At 68.8% G+C, this 25,903-nt stretch carries 13 protein-coding genes and 4 pseudogenes; 2 read left to right on the forward strand and 15 right to left on the reverse strand.

The window, feature by feature from the left end:
- Window positions 1-175: 175 nt before the first annotated feature.
- Together C6376_RS36975 and C6376_RS36980 are read right to left on the reverse strand one after the other, a co-directional pair.
- Window positions 176-772 carry a hypothetical protein gene (locus tag C6376_RS36975; RefSeq protein WP_254076225.1) on the reverse strand — a complete coding sequence of 199 codons (597 nt, stop codon included), beginning with the start codon at window positions 770-772 and terminating at the stop codon, window positions 176-178.
- Window positions 773-1,085: 313 nt separating this feature from the next.
- Complete coding sequence (locus tag C6376_RS36980) at window positions 1,086-1,439, reverse strand: hypothetical protein (protein WP_107447399.1); 354 nt, start codon at window positions 1,437-1,439, stop codon at window positions 1,086-1,088.
- A gap of 610 nt (window positions 1,440-2,049) precedes the next feature.
- Between C6376_RS36980 and C6376_RS36990 the strand changes: the two genes are divergently transcribed.
- Both C6376_RS36990 and C6376_RS36995 read left to right on the forward strand, forming a co-directional pair.
- A complete protein-coding gene (locus C6376_RS36990) occupies window positions 2,050-8,289 on the forward strand; it encodes a DNRLRE domain-containing protein (protein WP_107447400.1) in 6,240 nt (2,079 codons plus the stop codon).
- Between the two features lie 158 nt (window positions 8,290-8,447).
- Window positions 8,448-8,627: a hypothetical protein gene (locus tag C6376_RS36995; RefSeq protein ID WP_107447401.1), complete on the forward strand. Its 180-nt coding sequence runs from the start codon at window positions 8,448-8,450 to the stop codon at window positions 8,625-8,627.
- A 424-nt stretch (window positions 8,628-9,051) separates the two neighbouring features.
- Here C6376_RS36995 and C6376_RS37000 read toward each other — a convergent pair whose 3' ends face one another.
- From C6376_RS37000 to C6376_RS37060, 13 genes and pseudogenes are all read right to left on the reverse strand, one after another.
- Window positions 9,052-11,727: a TniQ family protein gene (locus tag C6376_RS37000; RefSeq protein ID WP_159083374.1), complete on the reverse strand. Its 2,676-nt coding sequence runs from the start codon at window positions 11,725-11,727 to the stop codon at window positions 9,052-9,054.
- A gap of 26 nt (window positions 11,728-11,753) precedes the next feature.
- Window positions 11,754-12,890, reverse strand: coding sequence for a TniB family NTP-binding protein (locus C6376_RS37005; protein WP_173985805.1), 1,137 nt, complete (start codon window positions 12,888-12,890; stop codon window positions 11,754-11,756).
- A complete protein-coding gene (locus C6376_RS37010; protein WP_254076226.1) occupies window positions 12,887-15,913 on the reverse strand; it encodes a TnsA-like heteromeric transposase endonuclease subunit in 3,027 nt (1,008 codons plus the stop codon). The genes C6376_RS37005 and C6376_RS37010 overlap by 4 nt, the downstream gene beginning before the upstream one ends.
- A gap of 576 nt (window positions 15,914-16,489) precedes the next feature.
- Window positions 16,490-16,996: a hypothetical protein gene (locus C6376_RS37015; RefSeq protein ID WP_107447405.1), complete on the reverse strand. Its 507-nt coding sequence runs from the start codon at window positions 16,994-16,996 to the stop codon at window positions 16,490-16,492.
- A gap of 157 nt (window positions 16,997-17,153) precedes the next feature.
- The gene (locus tag C6376_RS37020) at window positions 17,154-18,125 is read right to left on the reverse strand and encodes a hypothetical protein (RefSeq protein ID WP_107447406.1); all 972 of its coding nucleotides are present in this window, start codon (window positions 18,123-18,125) and stop codon (window positions 17,154-17,156) included.
- On the reverse strand, window positions 18,109-18,888 hold the full coding sequence (locus C6376_RS37025) for a hypothetical protein (RefSeq protein WP_173985806.1): 780 nt from the start codon (window positions 18,886-18,888) through the stop codon (window positions 18,109-18,111). The genes C6376_RS37020 and C6376_RS37025 overlap by 17 nt, the downstream gene beginning before the upstream one ends.
- 213 nt (window positions 18,889-19,101) lie before the next feature.
- Complete coding sequence (locus C6376_RS37030; protein WP_107447408.1) at window positions 19,102-20,019, reverse strand: hypothetical protein; 918 nt, start codon at window positions 20,017-20,019, stop codon at window positions 19,102-19,104.
- Window positions 20,009-20,149 (reverse strand): hypothetical protein, encoded by a 141-nt coding sequence (locus C6376_RS44110; RefSeq protein ID WP_159083375.1) that lies wholly within the window; start codon window positions 20,147-20,149, stop codon window positions 20,009-20,011. The genes C6376_RS37030 and C6376_RS44110 overlap by 11 nt, the downstream gene beginning before the upstream one ends.
- Window positions 20,150-20,286: 137 nt before the next feature.
- Window positions 20,287-20,853, reverse strand: a complete 567-nt coding sequence (locus tag C6376_RS37040) for a hypothetical protein (RefSeq protein WP_173985807.1) — start codon at window positions 20,851-20,853, stop codon at window positions 20,287-20,289.
- Window positions 20,850-22,386: pseudogene (locus C6376_RS37045) on the reverse strand (VirB4 family type IV secretion system protein). Before C6376_RS37045 ends, C6376_RS37040 begins: the two are co-directional and overlap by 4 nt.
- A 28-nt stretch (window positions 22,387-22,414) precedes the next feature.
- Window positions 22,415-22,899 (reverse strand): annotated as a pseudogene (locus tag C6376_RS45885) (DUF6238 family protein).
- Window positions 22,900-22,968: 69 nt separating this feature from the next.
- Window positions 22,969-24,436, reverse strand: a pseudogene (locus tag C6376_RS37055) (SCO6880 family protein).
- An 81-nt stretch (window positions 24,437-24,517) separates the two neighbouring features.
- A pseudogene (locus C6376_RS37060) lies at window positions 24,518-25,892 on the reverse strand (ATP-binding protein).
- Window positions 25,893-25,903: the final 11 nt, after the last annotated feature.

A 25,903-nucleotide genomic window follows, 5' to 3' on the forward strand; every position in this document is an offset into this window, starting at 1 on the left:
TGGGTACGCCGTCGAGCTGGACGTGGATGCCACTGTAACCCGTGCCGGTGGTGGGGCGGGCGATGAAGGAACGTGTGGACAGGGAGTTCTCCGGATCGAGCAGGGAAGCGGGGACGGCGGGCGGCCATCAGGGGCGCGCGGCCCGTCAGGGGTGGTGCGCTTTCACGCGGTCCGGTCAGGAGGCGACCGGGGGGCCGGAGGCGTCGGTGCGGGCGCAGGTGTAGCCGATCAGTCGGGACGGCTCGGCCTTCGCGGGGACGGTGGCGGCGTCGTTGCACACGAACGTGTACGTGATGGACGTGCGGGGCACGTCGTGGAGCCACGCCCGGTCGTCCTTGCCGGGGTTGATCTGCAGGCCGGAGTGCGCGACGGCGTCGGTCTGGGTGTGCGTGTGGGAGAAGAGGATCAACGCGCCGCCGTCGGTGGTCCTGAGGGCGTAGGCGTCCGTGTAGCGGTTGGCGGCGCCGGCGAAGACGGTGGTGCCCTGGTTCCCGTAGCGGGTGCCGGTCTTGTCGTGAACCTCGATCTGCCGCTTGCTTGCCTTGGTCGGCGCGAAGACCTTCGTCCCGGTGTCCGTGCCTCCGGTGGCGAAGTTGTCGAGCACGGCTGTGCGTAGCAGGTCGGCGTCCGCTGCCAGCCGCTTGGTGCCGACGGCGGGAACGGCCGTCGCGTACCCGTCCCGGTCAAGGGCGATGTCCGGCCGCTTCTGGCTGTCCAGGTCGACGACGGAGACCATCTCCCAGCGCTTGTGCTGGGGGCGTTCGGCGAACACTGCCAGACGCGAGGGCGCCTTGCCCTTCTGATCCGAGAGCGCGGCGGCGAACCAGCGGTCCTGCCCCGCTTCCAGGCGCGGGATGTACAGTTCGGCGTTTGCCGAGTCGTAGGACCACGGCTTGTACGGCTTGCGGTCCGCTGCGGGAAGCCCTTCGGTCTCGTGTAGGGCCGCAATTGGAATGTCCCGTTCCGTCGTGACGACCTGCGTGTTCTCGCGTTGTCTAATTCGGTTGGCCCGGCATTCTGTCTCACGATCTTGTCCTTTTCGCTGTCCGGCCCACCGCGCGGAGGTTCCGTGTGTCTCTGGTGAGTCAGAGAGCTGTGCCGAGAGGGACCCGCGTCACCGTTTCCCAGGTGATCGTCTTGGCCTGCGGGTCCGCAGCGACGTCGACGAGGTGCACCGCGTTGATGTGCAGCGGGGCATGGCCCGATCGGACTCGTCGGAGGAGGCGTTGCGCGGCGCCGGAGTCCGCCTCGGCATAGGCGTAGGCCGTGGTCAGATGCTGAATCCCGACGTACTGGCAGGCGCCATCGCCGAGCGTGGCGCGGGTGCCGTTCCGGGCCGCAGTGTGCAGGTCCGCGATCTGGTGATCGGGGTGGGTGTCTGCGATGGCGCTGCTGGCGTAGCTGAGTACGGATCTGATCATGACGGTGAACGGCGCCATGGTGGCAACGCGGCGGGTGACCTCGGCGGCGAGTTTGTCTCGCTCGGCTTGGTCGATCAGGTGGGCGGGTCTGCTGATCTGATGACGAGCCGGGCGGCGATGTCACACAGGCTCATCTTCTGCTCCCGTAGGTGGAGGGCCATGGAAAGCATGTGGTCGTCGGTGACGCCCACGCCGCCGATGGTCTTGCCGCGCTTGCGGGCGGACTAGTGGCCTTCGAGGGTGCGGTCGCAGATGTACTCGCGTTCCATGCCGGAGAGGGGAGGTCAGTCAACCCTCCAGCACCCCGCAGACGAACCACCCCCGATGAGCGTCAGCGTTTCATGACGATTTCTTTGCGATGCTTTAGGCAAACCATGTCGTTTATCACAAACTGATAGGGCGTCAGGATGTCTAATTCGCCCGCCATTGTCCCGTTATTGATCTTACTTGGGAAGATAGGTTCCCTGAGGCGCATGTAATGCGTCACAGATCACGCTGCCGTCTCGCGGCAGTAAGGGGGAAATGCGTGAATACCCGCAGACCCATGCCTGCTTGGGGTAGAAGCAGGCGCACATGGTCCAGAGGGGGCAGAGGGGTGCGCCGAATATCGGTCAGTCTCGCTCTCATCATGTCGGTGTCGGTCCTGGGCGCCGAGGGCGCGCTCGCCGCACCGGCGGCAGTCCCGAAGGCAGACCAGAAGCCGGCCAAGGCCGCACCCGCATCGGCGGCGGACATTGTTTCCGCTCGCGTGGCCGCCCGGCTGAACGGCAAGCGCGTAGAGGCGTTGTCCGAGCGCACCGATACCTCGACGACCTGGGTCAATCCCAACGGCAGCCTCACCACTGAACTGTCCGCTGGGCCTGTGCGCTTCCGGGACGGGGAAACCGACGACTGGCGCGATGTCGACCTTTCTTTGGTCAGTAACGTGGACGGGTCCGTCGAGCCCAAGGCCCACCCGCACGGGCTCGAACTCGCCAAGCCCGGCGGCCAGAAACTCACCGCCGTGGCGCAGAACGAAAAGGCCGCGCCCCGCGACCTCGTCAGTCTCGGTGAGGGCGATCAGAAGATCACGCTTCAGTGGAAGGGCGGCCTCCCGAAGCCGAAGCTCAACGGCACACGTGCCACGTACGAGAACGCCGTTCCGCAGGGGGACGTCGTCGTCGAGGCGACCCGCACTGGCTTCGAGCAGTATGTCGAGATCAAGCAGCGCCCGACCGTCGAGGGCTACGCTTACACGCTGCCGCTCAAGGCCAAGGGCTTGAAGGTCAAGCAGCAGAAGGACGGCAGCCTGCTCTTCATCGACAAGCGGAACAAGTCGCGGGCGGTCATGCCCGCTCCGGTGATGTGGGACGCTGCCGTGGATCCGGTTTCGGGCGAGCACACCCACCGTGTCAAGGCGGGGATGAAGGTTGTCCAGCACAAGGACACGGTCGATCTGGTGATCACGCCGGACGCGAAGTTTCTCGCGGATCCGGCCACCAAGTACCCCGTGACGGTCGACCCGTCGACGTCCTCGCTGAGCAACGTCTTCGACACCTACGTCCAGCAGGGTGAGACGGTCGACTGGTCCAACGATGTCGAGCTCGACCTCGGCAACCCGGGTACGACCAACGCTGACGGCACTCCGCGGACTGCCCGTTCCTTCGTCAGCTGGAACACCGCGCCGATCTCCGATGCGCTGGTCTCCAGCGCGAAGCTGAGCCTGTGGAACTTCCACTCCGGCAACACCACGTGTGCCGCCCAGTCCTGGGAGGTTTGGTCGGCCGGCGCCGCCTCGACGTCGTCGCGCTGGACCGCGCAGCCCGCGTGGACGGCGAAGAAGGCCACCTCCACCGAGACCAACGGCAACCCGTCGTGCACCTCGGCGCCGGACGGCTGGGTCAATGCCGATGTCACCACACTGGTCCAGGAGTGGGCCTCGGCGAAGGCCACCCGCGGCCACATGGGCTTGCGAGCCACCAGCGAGACGGTGACCGCGCAGTGGAAGCGGGTCAACTCCGCCAACGCCGCGTCGAACCCGCCGAAGATGGTCGTCACTTACAACTACCGTCCGCGCACCGGTACCAAGCAAGAGGCCGGCCCGCCGTACTTCTCCTACGGTGGCGCGTACACGGTCGACACGGTGAGGCCGATTCTTCGCGACACCTTCGTCGACGCCAACGGCGACAAGGTCAATGGCACCTTCCAGATCTTCGATTCCGCGACGGACACCCAGGTGGGCAACGTCCTCGTGTCGCCGTATGTGCCCTCGGGCCAAATCGCATCAGTGACCGTGCCCGCAGGCGTACTGACGAACGGCAAGACGTACAAGTTCCGGACGAACCCGTACGACGGCACGCACTACAACACCGGCTGGTCGGCGTGGAAGACCTTCACGGTCGACACGACTGCTCCGGCCGCTCCGGTGAAGATCGTCTCCACCGACTACCCCGTTGACAAGTGGGTCAAGGGCGCGGGGCAGGCGGGCACCTTCACGGTGACGCCACCCGCCGCGGATCACAACTCACTCGAGTGGTCCCTTGACGGCCTGACCTGGACCAATGTCACCACCAACGGTTCCACTGCTGACAAGGGCATCTCCATCGCCCCGCCGCGGGACGGCAACCACACGCTCCAAGTCCGCGCTGTGGACAAGGCTGACAACAAGTCCGCCGTCACGGAGTACGCGTTCCACGCGGGTCCGGGCGGCTTCGTCCAGCCCCGCGAGGGTGAGCGCACCGCCCGCCGTCTGCCGCTGGTCGCTGAGGCCGACGCCGCCAAATACAACTCCGTGTCGTTCTCCTGGCGCCGCTCCGAGGCCGACACATGGGTGAAGATCCCGGTCGCCGATGTCACCAAGGCCGACCAGGCGCTCACCGCATGGCCTGTGCCCTTGGCCGCCGGAAAGAACGACGCCCTGGTCTGGAACGCCACGAGCACCGTGGACCCGGACGGAAGCGTCCAGATCAAGGCCGACTTCACCGGGCCGAACAGCGCCGCCGGCAGCACCGAGGCGCTGTCCGTCGTCGTCAACCGCAACGGGGATGACGCGGCCGGCACCGACATCGGACCCGGCTCGCTGAATCTACTCACCGGCGACTTCACCGTCTCCGCGAGCGACGCCTCCTACTTCGGCCTGGCCGCCGCACGTACCGCGTCCTCGCGGGACCCGCAGGCCGCAGCGAAGCTGGCGGGAGCTGAGGGCGGCCAGTCGGCGATCTTCGGCAAGGAGTGGCTCTATGGCGCCGCCTCCAGCCAGGTGAGTTCCCCGTACGGCGGTCTGGTCAAGACCTCCGCCACCTCGCTCAGCGTCACGTCCATCGCGGACGACACGCAGTACCATTTCACCGCGAACAAGGATAAAACTGGCTGGGTCCCCGAGGCATGGCTCTCCGACTACACGCTGACGGGCAGTTTCACCGGGAACTTCACGCTCAGGGACAACGAGGGCAAGGTCACGACGTTCGTTCCGGTCGAGACGACCTCGCCGAGCCATTGGCGTGCGTCGACGACCTACATGGACGGACTCGGGAACTCGACCACGACGACCGTTACCGAGACCGTGACGGTCGGCGAGAGCAGCTTCATCCGGCCGAAGAAGATCATCGCGCCGACCCCGGCCGCAACGGCTGCGGCCTGTGAGGCGAACTCCGCCACGCAGGGCTGCCGGGTCCTGGAGTTCGTGTACGCCACGGCCACCACGGCAACCGGCACCGCGTCGAGCGCCGACTTCGGCGACTACGCGGGACAGGTCCGTGAGATCAAACTCTGGTCCACGACCCCCGGTGCCGCCGCGGCCACGGCCATCGCTGTGTCCACTTACCGTTACGACTCACAAGGTCGGCTGCGCCAGCAGTGGGACCCGCGGCTGTCCCAGCAGTCCCAGACCGCATACGCGTACGACAGCGTCGGCCGCGTCGTGACCTACCAGTCCAAGGGCGAGAAGCCCTGGTCGCTCGCCTACGGCACGGCGGGGGGATCGGGGGCAGGTGACGGCATGCTCCTCAACGCCCGCCGTACCGGCCTCGCGGCCGGCACCATCGACACGGAGCAGGGTGAGTCGGTCACCACGGTGGTCTACGATGTGCCGCTCACCGGGGCGTCCGCTCCATACAAGATGGGCGCGAGCGATGTGAAGGCGTGGGGGCAAACCAACCTCCCGAGTGACGCGACCGCGGTCTTCCCTGCCGACTCCCGGCCCGCTTCCAACTCTGGCGCGTCTCTGGCCGCCGACGCCTACAAGCGCGCGACGGTCCACTACATCGGCGTCTCCGGACAGCCGGTGAACTCGGCCGCGCCCAGCGGCAGCATCACCACCACCGAGTACGACCGCTTCGGCAACACGGTGCGGGAGATCTCTGCCGCGAACCGCGCCGTGGCCCTCGGTATCTCGGCTTCCGACAAGGCCATGCTGGCCAACCTCGGCATCGACGGCCTGTCGACGGCCGAGCGTGCCGAGTTGCTCTCCATCCGGTCGGTGTACAGCGCCGACGGATCCGTGGAGCTGGAGGAGCTCAGTCCGCTCCAGCGGGTGGAACTCACGTCGGATCTCAAGTCGGGTTCCACCACGCTGGTGGCCGCGGGGACCTCGGTCACCGCTCGTCCGTGGGTGATCAACACCTACGACGAGGGCCGCCCGACCGATGGCTCCGCCCAGGTGGAAGGACAGGTCACCACGGTCACCTCGGGTGCCCAGGTGCGCGAGTACCCGGCCATCCAGGGCGAGACGCGCTCGACCAGGACGACGCTCGACTGGACCAAGGGCTTGCCCCTGACGTCCGTCGTGGACCCCTCGGGTCTCGCGCTCACCACGACCACGCAGTACGACACCCAGGGTCGGGTCAGCAAGCAGATCTTGCCCGGAGCCACCGCCTCCGAGGCCACCACCCGTGTTTCCGCCTACTGGTCGGCCACCGGCACCGGAACCTGCCAGGGGCGCCCTGAATGGGCGGATCTGCTCTGCTCCACCGGTCCCGGCGGTGCGATCACCGGCGGCGGCTCGAACCCCTCGCAGCTGCCCGTCAGCACGTTCGAGTACGACAGGTATGGGAACGTGGCGAAGACCACGGAGACCGCTGGCGGCGTGACCCGCACGACCACCACGACGTACGACGCCGCGGGCCGACCGGACAACGTCAAGACGACGGGCGGCTTGGGCCAGGCGGTTCCCGAGGTCACCACCGAGTACGACCCCGAGTCCGGCAAGATCGTCAAGAGCGTGTCGCCGACCGGCGGCACGATCATCCGGGCGTTCGACAAGCTCGGCCGTCAAATCTCTTACACGGACGCCGACGGTGGCAAGACCACCTCGGAATACGACCTGCTCGACCGGCCGCTCAAGGTCAGCGACAGTGTGCCGTCCTCGGTGACGTACACATACGACCACACCGCCGACCCGCGCGGCTTCGCGACCAGCATCACGGACTCTGTCGCGGGCACCTTCCGCGCCACGTATGACGTCGACGGCGCTCTGGACACCGAGAAGCTGCCGGGTGGCTACACCCTGCGGCAGACCCGTGATGCCAGCGGCACGGTGACTGACCGCACGTACACCCGGGACAGCGACGGCGTGACCCTCGTATCCGACACGGTCACGCAGACCGTGAACGGCCAGGTAGCCCGCCACTCCGGCTGGTCGGACCAGGGTTACCAATACGACGCGGCGGGTCGACTCACCTCGGTCGTGGACACCGCGAACACCGTCTGCACCGTCCGCAACTACACCTTCGACAAACGGGCCAACCGGACCGCGCTGACCACCACGACTGGCCAGCCCGGTCTCGACTGCCCCACCACGGGAGGCACGACCACCACCCAGACGTACGACAGCGCCGACCGGCTGACCGACACGGGTTACGTCTACGACGCCTTCGGCCGGACCACCGCCCTCCCGGGCAGCGTGGCCGTCGGCTACTACGCCAACGACCTCGTCCGTCAGCAGACCGCGAACGGCACCCGCCAGACCTGGGAGCTCGACGCCCTCCACCGGCTCCGTTCCTCCACGGTCGAGACGGGCAGTGGCTCGACGTGGACACAGACCCAGTCCAAACTCAACCACTACGACAGCGACGGCGACAGCCCGCGCTGGATCACCGAAGACGGTTCGGGCTCCGTGAGCCGCATCGTCGAATCTCTCGGCGGTTCCATCGGTGCGATCACCAGCAAGACCGGCGACACCGTCCTGCAACTGTCCAACATCCATGGAGACATAGCTCTCCAGTTGCCCCTGGACACCTCCAAGGCGCCCGTCGCACTCGACAACGACGAGTACGGCAACGCCCGGGCCGGCCAGGCTCAGACGCGCTACAACTGGCTTGGGGACAAGCAGCGTTCCAGTGAGACTCCGACTGGCACCGTCCTCATGGGTGCCCGGCTTTACAACCCTGCCACGGGACGCTTCCTGTCGCTCGACCCCGTCTACGGCGGTAGCTCCAACGCGTACGAGTACTGCGCCGGCGACCCGGTGAACTGCACCGACCTGGACGGCCGCTGGAGCCGGACGAAAAATCGCTCATATTCGTGGGGACGGCTCTCGGTCAAGTACTGGGCGCCCGGAGGCTGGGGTACCGGCGTCGGTGGCGTATCGGTCAAGGTCGTCGCCAATAAGCGGTGGACTTACCGGATCGGCAACTACGGCTGGTACACGTACACCATCGTCGGAGCTGTCACCGGCCTCCTCGCGCTGATCTTCATCCCTGCGGCGCCGATCATCGTCGCGGTAGGGTTGTTGCTGACCATCGTCCTGGCAACCATCCAGGTTGTCGCCAACTGGGCGGCCAATACTGGCCGGTGTTTGCATATCAACGCCGGCGCCAGCGTCTACAACAAGTGGTGGACCCCGCGCTATATCTTCGGACGCTACGTCTACCCCTGGCGTGGCAGCTGCTGACAAGAGCTGATCGCTAGCAGGATCCGCACATCACCATGACGGGGGCACCGAGGCATTACGCTCCGGTGCCCCTGTTCACATCTGGCGACTGACCCTCCGGGTCTGGCTGCCGCCCGCAGTACTCAACCGTCATTCCATCGAACAGAGATGTGAGCTGCATGAACCAGCACAAGCGTGCCGCGGTCGCCTTCTTGGTGATGGGCGTGGTCTACGTCCTCATCGGGATACCGCTCTCCGTGGCCTTCGGGCGCGGATTCGGAGCCCCGCTCTTCTGGCTGGCGTCGGGCAGTCTCGCTGCAGCGTGGTTCCTCGAGCGCAAGGCGTCCAGCCTTCGCTAGACGAGCGGGTTCGGGCCGTCGCCACTTCGAAGGGGCGGGGGCCCAGCTGCATAGTGACGCGGATCCGCCGCTTGTCCCGGTTGTCGGGCCGTCTACCTGTTGAGGGTCTCCCTCGTGTGGAGATATCGCGCCATGGGCGATGAGGGGATCAGACGAGATCGCGCAGACTACGGATTGCGGTTGCCCTCATAGCGGCGGGGGTCACCGGCACGCCGGTTGTTCCGGGATGACCGGCGCCGCCTCCCGCGACAGCAAGCCTCCGCAGGCTCCCTGAGGGGGGCGAGGAGGGCGTCGGTGTACCGCTCGGTGAGGGTAGCCAGCGTTCGCGGGCTTGGTCCTTGTCCATTACATGCAGGACAGGCCGCAGCAGCCTGCCCTGGTTATGAGGGGCCCACAGGCTGAACTGATCCCCCGCCAGAAAAAGCTACTCAAGATCGTCCCGCTTCGATGTGGTGAGCAGGGTCGGCCCTGCGGGCGGAGGCGGGTTCGTCGCCGAGAACGCTGGCGTCGGAGCCTCTTCGCCGCGTTGCCACGCGTGGATGACGGCGAGGATGCGGCGTCCTGGGCCGGTGAGCTGCATCGGCGTGGTGGGGGTGGCGCGTTCGATGAGGTGGAGGCCGAGGTCGGCTTCAACCTGGCGGATGGCAGTTCGGAGGGTGGCGTCAACGATGTCGAGGGCTTTGGCGGCTTTGGCGAGACTGCCGTAGGGGGCTGCGGCGGCGAAGAGTTCGAGGCGAGTTCGGCCCAGTCTGCCGGTGAGCGCGGGCCGCAGCTGTGACGGGATGTGTTGGAGTTCGGTATCGCGGTGGAGAACGCGTTGGTGGCTTCCTCCACCACGTGTGCGGGTTTGTATGCCGGCTTCCTTGATGCGCTTGAGCAGAGTGGATGCGCCGATGCCCAGCTCGGCCGCGAGATCGGTGGCGGAGCGTTGACGGACGAGGTACTGCTCTTGCAGCCATTCCCGGTCGATGTGGACCGTTCGATTGTGTCCGGGTTCGCGTGGGCGGCGTAGGGGGATGCCGTATTCGTCGGCGAGGTTGGTGATCACACGTGCACTCACCCCGATCTGGTCGCCGATCTGTTGGAGTGTGCGCTGCCGCACGGTGTAGAGGCGGGCGAGGTCGTCGGGTGGCAGTGCCTCCCGTGCGTAACGCAGGGCTGCGTTGGGTCGCCAGCCGTGAGCTGCGCGCTGGGTGGTGGGAGCGGGGTGGAGGGCCAGGAGGTAGCGGACCACTTCGGGCGTGGTGTCGAGTTTCTGCGCGGCCGCGGTGGGTGACTGGGAAGGGCCGCGGATGAGCTGGTGCAGTCGGGCGAGGTCGACGGTGTGGGGGTCGCATCCGGGCAGGTCGAGTCCGTCGAGCAGGGTTGTGGGTGGTTGCCAGGTGAGTGGTTCGTGGGCGAGGTGGTGGCGGTTCAGGAATGCGCGGGCCACGTCGTCGAGGGCTTCGGCCAGGGCGGGGGTGTGCCAGACGGGGAACTTGACCTTGTGGTCGCGCACGGTTCGAGGTGTCGTGTTGGGGGTGGGTTGTGCGCTGAGGCGCTCGACGAGTACCGCGCGTACGATGCCGGCTCGGCGCTGCTTGCCTGCCGAGATGCCCACGGTGCGGCAGATGCTGTGCCACTGCTCGTCGGGCAGCAGCTGGTGGTAGTCCAGGTGTCGGCGCCGGTGGTAGGCGATCGGGATGTCGGTGTTGTCGAGGTAGTCGCTGACGCGGGTGAGTGCTTCTTGGACGGCATCCCAGTGGCCTGACTTCTCCAGCACGCGCAGCATGCGGGACATGTGGCTGGAGTTGAGGTGAGAGCCGAGGCTGGTGAAGGCTGCCTTCTTGTCCATTCGGCTGCCGACGATCAAGAGCATCGCAGACAGGGCCTGACGCATGATCGTGTCGAACGCGCCTTGCGCGGGGGCTATCCGTAGCCACCAGCCCGGCCAGGCGAGAGTGGGGATCTTGCGGGCGCGTTGGGTCGCCCGGCCCGCGTCGGCGGGTGGCTTTCGGGGGGTCGAAGTGACGGCTCGATGGCGCAATTGCTCGCTCAGCGGCCGGCGGTGTAGGCCAGCGGCAAGGTGCACGGACTTGAGAAGAGGGCTGATGTCGGCACCCCACGTGCTCACGGTCAGGGCCGCCTGGGGCGACACCCGCGAGACGGCTTCCACCAAGGACCTCATGCGCTGCCTGGCTTCAGCGAACGCGGGCTGGTTGAGGATGTTCAGTGCGGCAAGAACGGCCGCAGCCGTCGACGGCGCCCCCGGTGGCGCCGATGCGCCGGGACGGTCGGGGAAGCGCGAGGTGTGTTCCCGGGTGGGCATGCGGGTGACGACCTCGGCGGGGATGCCGTGGGTGAGGCAGGTGTCGGACATCAGATCCGCTGCCCGGGAGGCGGCCATGAGGAAGCGGGCGGCCAGCGCGCGGATGTCGGCGAGGGCGACCCGGGCCGGCTGGGGGTCGGCCGCGTAGATCCCGAACTCGGCCCTGCCGGTGTCGATGCAGGTGGCAAGCAGGTGCTGAGCCTGGAGCACCGGAGATTCGGCCGGGAACGGGAGGCTGGGGGCCGAGGTCAGGTCGTGGTGGCAGCGGGGGTGCTTGTCGCTGCCCCGCGTCGTGTTCGCGCACCGGCCGGGGATCGGGATGCCGTAGCCGCTGTGCGGGCGCATGTGTTGCGGGCGCAGGCAGCCCGGGCAGTCGTCGGCCAGCAGCCGGTTGTGCACCAGGCAGGCGAACGACCAGCCCAGCCGCCACGACACCTGCCAGCGTCCGCCGCTCTCGGACAGGCAGACGGGACAGTAGCGCGAGCCCCTCGCGCGGCCCCAGAGCAGCCGCTGGTCGACTCGCCTGCTGTGCGGGTTGAGCACCAGGGCGCGCTGGTCGTAGGGGCGCAGCGTCATCCGGTGCACCTGCCCGGCCGTGATGCCGGTGGCCGACGCGATCGACTCCAGCTCCAGGTCAGTGGGCATCCCCGACCAGTCCCACCGGGCCGGTGACAGCCCCTCGTGGCGCGGAAGAAAGCCCAGGGCGGGCAGGAGGTCATTGAGGTAGGTGTCCGTGCGGTGTGCGATCGCCTCGACCCAGGAGTCCAGTGCTTCTCCCGGCACCGGTGCCACGCGGATCGGTAGCGTACGGACGAAGCTCACGCCACGTGCTTCGCAGTGCGCGAGCGGCGAGAGTTGGGCTTGGTCGTCATGCGACCGCGTTCGAACTTCTTCGCCAGCGCCTTGCGCGCCCGCTCCGCCGCCGCGTCGAGCTTCACCTGGTCGAGGAGTTCCTCGTCCAGGAGCTCGGCGCCGGTGCGGGCAGCACGCTGGCATCCACGGTTGATCAGCGTCATCAACGAGCCGATGTGCCCGGTGGTGCGGATGTAGAGGTAGTCGGACAGGCCGTCGGCGACCATGCCGGGGAACTTCCGGCACAGCACGATCCGCTTTTCCAGGGCGAGCAGCATGCTGCGCCACTCACGGCGGTGCTTGTCGTTGGTGACGACGAACGGCTCCATCGTCAGCGGGGTGGTGCGGCGCGCGGTCTGGGCGAGCGTGATGTTGCCGCGGGAGTTGGCCTCGGAGTACAGGCCGCGGTTGCCCAGCTCGACACCGATGAAGATGATCGTGACGGGGAACTCGTTCGCGATGTACTTGAAGTGGTTGCTGACCTCGGTCCCGTTGCGGTCATGCCACTTCAGGAAGTGCATGTCGTCAATGACCAAGACGCGCGTCTCACATTCCAACACGCAGTCCAGGGCGCGCTGAGCGAAGAGCGTGGCGGTGCCGCTCTTGCGGCCGGGGTGCGCGTAGTACTCCAGCAGCGACCGGTTGAAGTCCTTCATGCCGATATTGCTGGTCAGACCGACCCGGCAGACCGGCCACCGCTCGTGTCCGGCGGGGGTGAACGTACCCTCCCGCTCGATCACCCGCCGGTGATACTTCAGCACGAAGTCCAGGACCGCGGTGGTCTTGCCGAGCCCTGGGAAGGCGTCCACCGCCACGGCGCCCTTGGCTTTGTCACCGTCCTGCTGATTGCTGTCGACGATGTCCCGCAAGTCCTCGTGCAGCGCCTTGAGTTGCGGCGTACCGATCGGACCCAGGTTGGCGTGCCAGACGCTCCGGGCCTGCTCGTACTCCAGCAACGCCGCCTCGCCCAGGAGCGCCTTCTGTTTCAGCGTGAGCAGCTCCGGCGGCTGCCGCTTCGGCGCCTCGGCAAGAGCTCGCAGTCCCTCCTTCCGCGAGAGTGTGAGGTTGTCCAGCGGCGGGTTCTCGGGGCGGGTCGGCATCATGCGTCCTCCAGGGCATCGTCGTAGAAGTCCCCGTCGTCATCGGGGCCGTCGAGTTCGTCGTCCTCGTCGTCGTCGCTGGGCACCGGGCCCTCATACGGCTCGGCCTCGCCCGCCTGGGGCTCCTCCGCGTCATCGTCGTCGTCGCCGGCGGCCAGGATCCGGGCGACGGACGGCAGCGCGCGTACGTCGTCCCACACGGTCTCCGGCAGGTCGAAGGCGGACTGTTCACGGGCCTGGCGCAGGGCAAGCCGCCGCTCCGGCAACGTCAGCCCCAGGCCCAGGTGCCACCGTTCCAGGAGCTCGGCCACCGCGGTCTCGTCGTCGGGGAAGGGCGACTTCTCGCCCGCCACCTTCCGGGCGAGTTCGATGGCTCCCTCGCTGATCGGGAACTTCAACGCCGGCGCGTGCTCCCACTCCAGGGCGTGCCAGCGGCGGGTGTCCGGGCGCCGGAAGTAGATGTAGTTGATGTTGTCCGGGTCGACCTGGATGGGCCACATGCCCTTGGCCTTGACCCCGGTGTACTCGCTGCTCTCGCCCCGGTAGCCGTCCAGCCCGGGGCCGTTGTAGCGGCACTTGCGGATCTCGACACCGTAGTGGTGCAGCGGCTTCCACTCGGTCTTGAGGAACTCGAAGCCGAGCGCGGGGTCGCGTGGCACCTCGACGTACCCGGCCCGGGCAATCCCGTGCTCGAACATCATCGCCGGTGACAGCCGCTGGCCCGGCACGTTCGCGTCGAGGAGCCCCCTATGCGGCCGGTGGTGATACGTGCAGGCCACCCACTCACGGATGATCGCCTCCAACTCGTGGAGGAAGAAGAACGCCGCGTCCTCCGGCCGCTCGCCCCGCGAGAACACATCCGGCCCCTTATACCCGGGCAGCGACTCCAGCAGCCCCTCGCGCAGGGTCTTGAAGAATCGCTCGAGCGGACCTTTGTCGCGGCCCGTTCGCAGGCGAGCCGGCTGGATCGACAGCCCCAGACGCTGGCACACCGAGGTGATGTGCTCGCTGATGTACGGCTTGCCGTGGTCGACCACGATGGTCTCGGGAACCAGCGCCGGGCCCGCGACCCCCTTCGCCTCGACGTCCTCCCGGTCTTCCTTGGCGTCCTTTTCGAGCGCCTTGCGCTCCACGAAGACCGTGCGGGGGATGCCGTGATCGGGCCAGACCGCCCACGACGGCCAGCCCTTGCCCGGCGGCCGGGGACGATAGGTCTGGAACAGCACCGCCGCGACGTCGATGGACTGCGTGGACACCGGCGTCACCCGGATCCCCGTTACGCACCGGTCGTACCAGTCCATCGCGACGGTCAGCTCGGCCTGCACCCACTTCAGCGTGATCGGGTCCATCGCGAAGACGTCCAGGCGTGTGGTGTCCATCAGCAGGTACTCGCCCGGCCTGGTCGGCCGCAGCTTTCCGTACGCGCCCGGCGGCCGGGAGGCGATGTCCCGGTTGCGTTTCGTGCTGAGGCGGAACGTCGGCAGCCGCCGCTCCAGCTCCTCCAGCCATCGGTACGCGGTCGCCCGGGTCGGCAGCTTCACCTCGCCCTTGCCGTAGCGGGCCTCCAGTCGCGGGCCGACGGCGCGGATCACCTTCGCGCGGGTCGGTTTTGACTCCGACTCCTGCCCGTGCTCGGCCATGATCTCCAGGGCCATCTCCACCCACCGCTCATCGGCCCGGCCGAGCCTGCCCATGTCCCCGCTTCCGCGATCCGGGCCGCCGTGCACCAGCCCGGCCTCGCGGTCAAGCAGGAAGGCGCGCACCCATCGCTTGATGGTTCTCACGCTCACGCCCACCTCGGTGGCTTTCGTTTCGTAGCGCTGCAGTTTGGGCACTGTGGCCGCGTACTGCGCCCGCGGTTCGCCCGGCTCCGGCGCCTTCTCACTGCCCGAACGAAAGCCGGTCAGAACCTCGTTGACATGCGCGGCCCGTTCCCTGACCTCGGCCAGCTCCTCCTCGCTGAGCAGAGCGAACAGCACCGAGGCCGTCTCGCCGTCCTCGTCGGCCTCCGGCCCCGGCCCGGTCGCGATGACCGTGGCCCGGCCCGAGGAGAGCGCCACTCTCAAGGACAGCCGGAACCTGCGGTCGGCCGCATCGCGGACCAGGAGCTCGTTGCCCGCGGCCGAGCCGAACATCTCTTCCACCACGACGACTTCGCCGTCGTACTTCAGCCTCGTGCCCACCCCGACACGTACCGCGGCTCCGTTCACATGTCCTCCCGAACGAGATCCCCGTATTCGATAGGCCGGTTCGTCGTCACCGCCGTCGAGCTCGGACGCGTCGATGGGATGAGGGAGGTCGCGTCGACCGGAGCCGACCACCGTGGCCGGCCCCTGGCCCAGGACGTGCCGCCGGGACAAGACCTCCGTCAGGTCGGTCACGAAGTGCTGGCTCCACAACAGCCGCAGGACGGCGGCCCGTACCTTCCAGTCGGGGTGTCGAGGGAAGGCGTGAAACGCCTCGCTCAGGGTCGCCCCGTGTAGATCCGCCTGCCGTATCTCCGTGAGCAGGTCTTCGTCGAAGAGCCAGTCTCGGCGATAGCCCGCGAGGAAGCGCAGGTTGGCCAACTCGCCCTCGGGCGGCTCGGACCATACTTCGAAGTCCCAGCCGCGTGACAGGACGACCTCGCGGGCCCAGGCGAGCGCGAAGTTCACCTTCGGTCGGGTGAGCAAGTGCCGCGGTTTGACGTCCACGACCAGTGGAACGTCCTTCTCGCGCAGTACGAGGTAGTCCGGGACGTGGCGACGTTTCCGCCCGTCCACGGTGGTGGTGAGGAGGAACGGCTGGGCGAAGACGGCCGTCACGTTCTGGTCGAAGTCGGCGTAGAGCAGGCGTGTCAGCTCAAGGCGGGACTCGTAGACGACGTGGTCCCGCATGGTGGAAGACCAGTGCGTGCCGGAGTAGTGCTTCTGCCCGTTGCGCCAGCGGAACGTACGCCACGGGATGGAGGGCTCGAAGACATCGACTCCCGACGTCGACCAGATCAGGTCCTCGTCGATCTTTCCGTTCGTACGACGGAGACTCATCGAGACTTCGTCAATCACCCGCGACATGCCCCACCTCCGAGCAGCCAGAGCGGGGCGCAGAGCTCCCGGTCCCGACCAGCTGCGACGTCTCCACAATCGAGCTGAAGGGGACCGCTGCATAGAACGGGGCCGGGAACAGCACTACGACGAGTGAACGATCAGACAGCAGTTCGTCTCACCGCGCTGTCCTTTGGGCCGGACAAAGGCCACCACTAATTGGAAAGGGACACGCGAAATGCGAACCTACATCTCGGTGTAGTCCGAGATGGACATCGCGTACAGCGGGCCGTCCTCGACCGTGTCGAGCAGGCGCCGGGCGCGGTCGGTGTTGGCCTCGTTGTTGATCTTGGAGTAGTGGGAGATCTGGGCGAGGGCCTCCTTCTTTGTCAGTGCCGGCTCGGCGGTCGGGGTGGGGGAGGCGCTGCTGCGGGTGGCCCTGGCTGTGGTGTCGGCGTCCGGGCTGCCGGAAGTGGCGCAGGCGGACGCGGTCAGCGCGACGGATGCGGCAGTGAGCAGGAGGGCGGTGCGGCGTGCGGAGGTGTGCAGGGGAATCAGGAGGCTCCGGGAAATAGCGGGTTAGCGGGTACGGGATGCGGTGGCGGATGCCGTCGGCGGGGACGGCGCGGTCACGGCTGGTGCCGCCCGTGTATCGGCGGCACGTAGTTGCTTCGCGGCGCGGGCGAGGCAGGTGCGGCTCTCACCGAGCCGGTCCACGAGACCCGGGTAAGTGGAGGCGATCGCCCGGGTGCGGGCGGGACCAGGTGCTTGGTGGGTGAGGTCGGCGAGGACGCCGAGGTGGCGCACGGCCGAGCCGAGTGCGGCGAGCGCGGCACTGGTGGGCTCGGCCGCTTGGGCGAGCGCGAGCGTGGTGCTGCGGTGGGTGGCCGTGACGCGGGTCGGGTAGCGGGCGGCGGCCCGGTGGCGGAAGGCGCTCTCGCCGACGAGGTAGGTCAGCAGGCTGGCCAGGTGGCGGACTTCGTCGTCCAGGATCTCGCTCAGGGCCGGGTCCGGTTGGATCTGGTCGGGGAGCGGGAGGTGGTCGGCCACGGTGTTGAGCCGGTCGGCCACGTCGTGCAGCAGCATCCGCTGGTCAGGATCGGACAGGGGAACTCCAGGATGGGCGGGGGCGTCTACCGCTGTGCTGAGGACGAAGTGCCCGCCGTCGGCTGTATGCCGGGCGCTGCTGTGGGCGGGCGGGTCGGTGGGCCCTCGGAGGCGGACAGATCGGTGCGGGACGCGGTCATGGGTTCCGGAGGCGCCAGGCGGCCTGGCGGTAGCGGGGCAGGAGCCGCCGGGAGACGGTGTGCGCGGCGCGGACTGCCTCGGCGGGGACTGCGATCGCGTGCGGGGCGTTGTCGTCGCCGAAGTAGTCGTGGGTGATGCCGTGCAGAGATCGCGCGCCGACGAGGACCTGCCCGCGATGCAGCGGGCGGTCGATCACGACGAGCTCAAGGCGGCTGGGGCCGGTGAGAATCGCGGCGCGGGGAACGCGGAATTGCATCCAGGCACTGGCCAAAGACGCGTTGTCCCACAGGTCGTCGAAGAAGTCGAGCTGGCTGTCCGGATCGGCGAAGTCGGTGATGCAGGAAACCCATTCGCCGGGCAGACGGTGACACAGGCCATGGGTGAGGGACTCCAGATCGCTGCCGGAGGTGGCGATGCGGACGGTCTCACGCTGTGAACGGCGGTACTCCCGTTGCTGGTTGTCGCACCACAGTTCTTCGACGCGCTGGCCCGCAGCGGGAGAACCGGCGTCCGCGAAGATGCGGGGCAGGTGGTATTCCACGCCGATGCCTTGCCGGTCGGCATCGGCGAGGAACCGCGTGAGGCGGGCCGGAACGTCGTGGTCGTACCTGTCGTGGATCAGGATGGAGCCGAAGACGCCTCGTGGGCGCCAGATGCCGTGGTCGGTAAGAAGGGTGTGGGCTGCAGCGGGGGCGTCGTTGCTGGTGAGGGCGATGACACCGATCTGGTCGTGATCGCCGAGGCTAATGGCGGGCATGGGCTTGTCTGCAGGTCCGTCAGTGTCGAACAACGCCAGGCTCGTGCGAATGGAGTTGACGTCGGACGATGAAGCTCCGGCCGGTGACCCGCCATCGTCCGGGACGTGGTCGGTGTGGTCGAGCAGTTCGAGGGGCTCGGAGGTACTGCGCAGTTCGAGGTTCTGCTGCTGCGACCGGTGTGGCGTCGACTGTTCAGCGGGTTCTGGCACGGGGACCTCGTGGTGTCGGGAGGGCGGGGGCTACATCGCTTGTCGCCGTGGGCGGGTATTTCTTCGATCTCATGGCAGCCTCGTGACCTGGCGGTACACGTCGTCGGAGGTCTGCTCGCGGAGGCGGAGCCGTCGACGGAGCGTCGGGGGCGGCGAAGGGGTGTGTGCCGCCGACGAGGGAGGGGCGGCCGTCGAGTTCGTCGAGCCAGCTCAGAAGTTTGGGCAGGTTCTTGTCGGGCCCGAACGCGAGGTAGGTGCCGTCGGCACTGTCGCAGCCGAACCACTCGGCTATCCCCAGCCTGATCCGGGAGTTGACGCGGCCCATGTGCACGCCTTTGCCGCGGGCCTTCGCCTCGCGGGCCAGCCGTTCGGCGACGGGGCCGAGTTTCCACTCGGTCGATCCGGCCAGGAACAGGACGTCGAAGTCGTCCCAGGGCAGCAGCCCGGGTGTATCGCAGCCGTCCTGGGCCGCGTAGGCCGCGGGCACGCCGAGTTCGCGGATGCGGGCCAGCCACGGCAGGGACTCGGTGAGGGTGCCGGCGGCGTCGAACGGCTGGTCCGGGGCGAGCGCCCACAGGCAGCGATCCGGCCCGTACCGTTCAACGGTCCGGTGCAGCCAGGCGAACCACGCTTGGGCTCCGGGCCAGTAGCGGCCCTTGCCGTCGCTGCCGAACTTGGAGTTGTCACAGGCATACAGCGCACCCTCGGGGATCCGGCTGCCTTGCGCCGGGGTGGTCATACAGCCGATGCGTCCGGCGCTCATCGCAGCCCGAATCTCAGGCCCTGAGGGAGTGCCGAGATAGCGCACCGTGTACCTCCCCGGAGGCGACGCCGACCGCCGTCCGGGCCACGTCCCTGCCGGGCGGAAGTCCACGAAGTGGGGCCTGCGGCTGGTGGACCTCGCCATTTCGGGAAGGCGGCACATTCCTGGTCTTTGAGCCGGGCGAGGGCGCAGTGAGCGTCAGGTGTGCCTGGTTCACCGGGTGCGGCCGGGCACGGGGATGGTCGCCGTCGGTGGCCCCGGGCTCGGGCCCGGCGGGAGACCGGCCCGGGTGGTCCGGCGCGCGGGGGCCAGGGCACGCATGCGGTCGACAGCGGTGTGCAGGTCCTCGCCGAGACTGCGCAGGGTGGCCGCCGCGTCCTGAAGGTCGTAGTGGAGGTCGAATCCGTCGTCCTGCTCGGATTCCCTGGCCTTTTCCGCGGCTGCTTCGAAGAACTCGCTGAGCCGTTCCAGCAGGCCGCTGGTGGGGTCCAGGATTTGGTGCAGCAGGGCGGCGGCGTCCGCAGGTGACTCGGTGGCGTTGAGCCGGTCGGTGAGAGCGAGGAGTACGTCGCCGTAGACGAAGGTGCGGTCCGCATTGCCGGAGACGTCCGCGGGCTCGGGGGTGCGGAGCGCCGGCTCGGCTGCGGACACGGGCGTACGGGCGGTGGGCGAGGAGGGAGTTGGCAGCAGTCCGAGCTGATCGAGGCGATGGTCGATCGCCTCGATCAGGGGCTGGGCGCTGCCGCCGTGCCGGGCTTCGGGCCGCTGGGGTGCACCGGGGTCGTCAGAGGGTGCCGAGTCGTAGAGGACCTCGGACAGCGACGTGTCGTCGGGGTGCTCGCGGGTCGCGATCCAGCCCTCCGGATGTCCCGGCGGGCGGTCGGATGGGGGCTCCTGCGGCGGACCGATGATCAGGCAACTGCCGTCGGGGAGGGATACCCGCACGATGTAGGCGCTGAGGCCGAACTCGATGTCGCACTCCAGCCCGCGCTCTCGCAGTGGCGTGGTGATGTGCGCGTGGCGGCGCCACAGCTCCTGCCACCACGGCGTGTCCACGTTGCGGTGGTCGGGAAGCGGTGCCAGCGCAGTCGCGCGGCGGGCCTCTGGAGTGTTCTCCTGGTCAGCGGCCACGGTTCCTCCTGCGGGTGGCCGGCGCGTGGTGGGACGGAGGTGTCCGGCGTGCGGGGTCGGCTTCGGGCTTCGGCACGGGAGCGAAACCGAGTTCGTAGTCGTCGTAGGCGGCGATCAGGTCGTGTTCCATCTGGGCTTCGCGTTCGGCGACTTGTGCGATGAGGTCGTCGTGCTCGGCCTGGCACTGCTGGTAGTCGGCCCAGTCGGCGTCGCTTAGGTGGGCGGGGCGGTTCAGAGGGCTCCTTGAAAGGGTGGGGCCGGTCCGGGTCAGCGGTGGCGACCGCGCGGTTTGGGCGGCGGTACCGGGCTTGGGCGGTGGGAGGGCGTGAGGAAGAAGCGGTGGAAGTCGAGGTGGTCGGTGAGTTCCTGGACCGCGTCACCGAGCGCCTGTGCCGCGCGCCGCAGACAGGAACGCGCCGTCGCGTGTTCGACGACCATGCGGTTGTCACGGACGCAGCTGTCGTTCTCGCTGTGCGGCCGGGGCGGTGAGAGCGCGGTCTGCGCGGTCTCGGCGAAGTGCGCTACGGCCTGGCTCGACAGGGTGACCGCCGACGCCAGATGAGCGAGGACGGCGCTGCCGGCACGGTTCGTACTGGAGGTGGTCCGGGCGAAGTCCGCGGTCAGCTGGACGACATCACGGGCGAGCGTCTGTGCGCCGGTGACGTGCTGGAGAAGCGCGGTGTAGGACGGCGAGGCCGGGACGCGACCGGTGTCGTCCAGCAACTCCCACTGCTCGAACGCGCCGGAGAGTTTGCCCCTCACGGCGTTGATCGCGTCGATGAGGTGGAGCGTGGTGGCGCGCGGGATCAATTCACGCCGGATATCAGGTTTCATGAGTCTTTTGCGGCTTTTTTATGCATTCGGGCGTCGGTGTCGAAGAGCGCCAGCTCGTACGCGTGCAGGAGGTGCTGCACGATGAAAGATCGTCCGGCGACTTTCCACAGGCCACGCCCTCGGTTGAGGTGGGCGATGGCGTCCATTTCGACGGAGGTCAGGCCGAGCAGCGAGGCCGCGGCGTGGAGTTGGTCGGTCTCCTGGCGGTAGATGATGCGGGTGCTGCAGTCGGCGAGGAGGCCCTCGGCCAAGGCCCGGCCCTGTGATCCGGCGTCGCCGGCGGTGAGCAGGTCAGACAGCCGGTGGATCACCATGAGGTTGGCGATGCCGAGGCCGCGTGAGAGCTTCCACTGGGCCTGCATGCGCTGCAGCAGGCCGACGTGCCGCATCAACCGCCACGCCTCGTCGTACACGATCCAGCGCCGGCCGCCGGACGGGTCGGAGAGGGCGGACTCCATCCAGGCACTCGCGCAGGTCATCGCCAGGACGAGGGCGGTGTCGTCGCCGGATCCGCCGAGCCGGGAGAGGTCGATGGTGAGCATCGGTGCGTTCGGGTCGAAGGCGACGGTGGAAGGGGCGTCGAACATGCCGGCCAGATCACCGTGGACGAGGCGGCGCATGGCGTGGGCCAGGTCGCGTGCGGCGTCGCCGAGTTGGCCCGACATCATCCCGGCGGCCTCGTCGAGCGCGCTGGGGTTGTTGAGGGTGGCGGCGACATCGCCGAGCAGCGGGGTGCGGCCAGTGTGGACGGCGCGGGTGACGACGGCGTCCAGGGCGACGTCCAGGGCGGTGTGCTCCATGGGCATCAGGTCGCGGCCCAGGACCGTCCGGGCCAGGGAGCCGAGCAGGAGCAGGCGCCGTTTGCGGATCTCGCCGACCCAGTCGTCCTCGGAGACGCTGTGCGGGCGCGGGACCGCGTCCAGGGGGTTCAGCCGTCCGGGCAGTCCGGGGCCGAGAGCGACGGACCGGCCGCCGAGGGCTTGTGCCACCGGCGTCCATTCTCCCTTCGGGTCGCACGGGACGTATACCCGGTATCCGAAGGCCACCGAACGCAGCGCGAAGCTCTTGGCGAGTGCGCTCTTGCCCTGGCCGATGACCCCGGCGAGCAGGAGGTTGGGGTTGGTGAATCCCTCGACCTTGCCGTACAGCGCGAACGGATCGAAGACGAAGGACGCTTCCGCGTGTACGTCGCGCCCGATGTAGATGCCCTCGGCGCCGAGTCCGCCTTCGGCGAGGAAGGGATAGGCACCGGCCGCGACCGCGGTGGTCATGCGGTGGGCGGGCAGTTTCAGCCGGTTCCCCCGCGCGGAGTCGGGTCCGGGACGTCCGTTCGCCGGGGTAAAGCGCGGCGGGCATCTCGTGCGCGGCGGACGCGGTCTCGCACTGGTGGGCACTGGCTTTCGCGCGGGCCCTGGCGGTGGCCTCGGCGAGCTGGCGACGGGCGGCCTTGCGGCTGGCGCGGTCGGTGCCGTGGGGGGTGAAGAGCGGGCTGGCGGAGGCGCGGCGGGCGCGCCGGGCGGGCCGGTGGTTCATCGGTGGCCCTCGTTTCTGCGGGCAGTGCTCATCGCACGCAGGCTGTGGTGTGCGGGCGGAGGTCGGTGGGGGTGGTCTTGCGGCGGATGACATGCCGGCGGCGAGGTGGCGCTGGCAGATCGTGAGCACGGGCGGTCCCTCAGGAAGCCGCTCCGGATGGCATGCGCTCGACTCGGCTTCTGCTGCTGCGGCTGTTGGGCAGCAGGTGGAAGGCGGAGTGGACATCGCTGGTGGCCTGCCAGAGGCGGGGTGGCGCGGTGGCAAGGTGGCGGCCGGCGGCGGGGTGCGCAGGCCGGGTGTTTTCGGCAAGCCGGTCCACGAGCTGGTGCAGGGCGGTGAGGTGGGCGTGCAGCACGTCAAGGTGCACGCGGTCCGCTGGCCGGGGCGGGTTCGCGTCCGACGTGCCAGGGCCCGGGTGTGGTGGCGGACTCCGGCGCTCGCGGCGCGGAGGTAGGGGTGCGCGTCGTCCGGACGCGTGGAGCGGTCAAAGGTGGTGGTCCTTCCTGCCGGCAGGCAGGGGCGGTGACGGATGATCGAAGAGCGGCGGGCGCCACGGCGCTGTCCGGCGGGGACGGGCCCGGCTCACAGGGCGGTCCGGGCGAGCGGGAGCGCGGTGAGGGCGAAGGCGTCCGGCTGCTGGTAGTTGAGCCGTCGCAGATCGACGCCGGAGGTGACGGCGTGGGTCTCGATCTGTGCGCAGGCGGCGTCCAGGAGGGCGTCGGTCTCGGCGGTGACGGTGACCAGTCCGGTCAGGGCCACGTCGGCGTGTCCGGCGATGAGTTGGCGCTCACGCTGCTTGACGTCGGCGTACTCGACGGAGTCTTCCTCGCTGTCGACCTGCCCCCGGCGGGCCCTCTCGTTGGCGTCGGCGATTATCGCCGCCTTCTTCCGCTGGACGTCTCGCAGCGCGGACTCGAGTCCCTGCGGCACGTATATAAAGGAGAGGCTGCGCCGCACGCCGGCCGTGAACATGATCCCGTGCAGGAACCCGGCCCCCATCTCCGTCCTCGGCCAGTTCTCCACCCAGTACGTCGCGTGCCGTGCGCTGTCGGTGCGAGCCGGTCGTACTCCTCGAGCTGGACGACGGGCCGGCGGCTGCGGGATCGGCCTCGGCGCGGCCGGTCTCGGACCACTGCTGGAGGGCGGCGAGCGCCTTGGGGTCGTAGGCGGTGCGGATGACGGCGGCGATCTCCCTCGCGGTCAGCCATCCGGTGACTTGGAGTCCGGCGTTGCGCGCGGCCTGGGCGATGGAGGCGTGGTCTGCTCCATGACGTGAACGCGCCGGGCAGCCCTCGCCGGCCTGGTTGATCAGGCGCCGGGCGGCCTTGAGGTCGAGGGAGATGGCGAGGTAGGTCTCGTGCGGGGCTGCGGCAGGGCCGGCCGAGGCGACCAGCTCGGAGTAGATCTGTCCGGCGACGGGAGTCTGGGGCTGTCCGTTGTGGGTCCAGTGGCGGGTGAGGGTGTCGCCCGAGTCGGGGATGGTGCGTTCCAGCACCTGCACAGTGGCGACGTGCCCGGTGCGGGCGATGCCCGCGAGCGCGCGTCCCCAGCTGCTCACGTTGTGGTTCTGGGTGGCGGGGTCGAGGAGGGCGAAGGCGCGGCTGGTGACGCGGGCGATGGCGGTCAGGGTGTGCTGGTGCGGGTCGTGGACGGCTGCGGCGCCGTTGGCGGAGTCGCCGGGGGTGACCACCTTGAGGGAGGCGGTGGTGCCGGGCAGGTGGAGGATGCCGTCCTGCCGGGGCCGGGTGACGGGCCGGGCGAGCCAGAGGGTCTGGCCGGTACGGCGGCGGTGTGCGTAGCGGGCGACGATCGGCGCCCAGTCGATGAGGGAGCGGCCGTGCCGGCGGATTGTGACGAGCGCACCGGATGCCGCCCACAGCGGGGCCAGGGCGACGGCGCCGAGCAGTCCGGTGGAGACCACCGTCATCAGCAGGAGCGCCAGTGTGCAGGAGACGAGGATGAGTTGGGGCAGGGAGAGGCCGAGGAGGATGCCGCGGCGGGACCGGTGCGGGAACTTCACCGTGACCGGGGCGACGGAGAGATCAGTCAAAGGGGCGGGTCCTGGAGACGCGGGGGAACCCGGGGGCGGGAGGTGCAGCGCACGTCCCGCCCCCGGTGGACGGGCAGGGGATCAGAGGCCGGTCGGCGGCGGAGAGGGTGAGGCCGACCCGCTGGACGTGGCGTTCTGTGAGCCGGAGGGCGGGGGTGCGCCCTGCGGCGGGCGCGGTGGTGGTCGGCGGCGCGGACTGCCATCCGCTGCCCTGGCCGGAGGCGGCGTTCGCTCCGGGCCCGCCCGGCCCTGGGCTGCCGCCCACTTGGCCGCTGGTGTCGTCGGACACGCTCGTCGGCGCGGGCTGGACGGCTTTCTCCAGACCGGACTTGACCGCGTCGCCACCGGGCGAGACGCCCGTACCGCCGTCCTGCGAACCTTCCTTGCCCCCTCCGCCGCCGGTCGGGTTGGCGGCGACGTCGCCGGGGAAACCGCCACCGCCAGCGGCGTCGGGCCCCTGCGGTGCGGCGCCTGCTCCGGCTGCAGCGCCACCGGTTCCGGCAGTGGCCGCAGCCGCGGCGGCCTTACGGGCGGCGTTCTCGGCATGCGCCTTGGCGATCTGCGCTCCGGCGCCACCGGCACGGTGGATGGACTCGCCGTCGGTCCCGTCGGCCGCCCAGTGCACGAACTTGAAGACGGCGTAGGGGCACAGCAGCACCAGGATCATGATCACGATGCCGGACATGACGTCGGCCAGAGCGGCGATGCCGTCCTTGGCCTCGGTTTTGCCCATGGCGGCGATACCGAGGACGAAGATCACGGTCATCAGGAGCTTGGAGACGACGAGGGTGGCGGTGGCCTCGATCCAGCCCTTGCGCCAGCGCCGCGCGACCTCCCACCCGCCGCCGGCGGACGCGAAGACAGCCAGCGTGACCATGACGAGGATGCCGACCTTGCGGACCATCATCACGCACCAGTAGAGGAAGGCACCGACGGCGGCACCAAGGCCGGCGACAACCGCAACGAGCCAGCCCATCCCGGACAGGCCCGCGATCTGGTTGACCTTCACGATGCGTCGCACGGCCGACTCGATGTTCAGGTGGGCGGTCTTGAACAGGCCGTCGCTGACGGCATCGACCACTTCGACGGCGACCGTGGTGAAGGCGATGGCGCAGAAGGCGAACAGGACGCCGCTCATGGTGCCGGTGAACGCTGCCAGGGCTTGTCCGTCGCGTCGGATGGCGGCCCGGACCAGTTGTGCGCAGAATGTGGCGACCAGCAGGACCAGGCCCAGAGGCAGCAGCATCTCGTAGTTGTCGACGAACCACGACGCGTTGAGGTCGACCTTCGTGGTGGTGTTGACGGCCTCGGCGGCCAGATCGGCTGCGGCGGCGGCCAGTTCACCGGCGGACTTCGCCATCCAGTCACCGATGGCCTTGCCGGGGTCCGAGGCGAAATCGACTGCGTCGCCGACGGCGCACAGCTTGTCTGCCAGGGGGAAATCACAGAAACCCACGAGGAGTTACT

This window comes from Streptomyces sp. P3 (genome assembly GCF_003032475.1).
GTDB lineage: Bacteria > Actinomycetota > Actinomycetes > Streptomycetales > Streptomycetaceae > Streptomyces.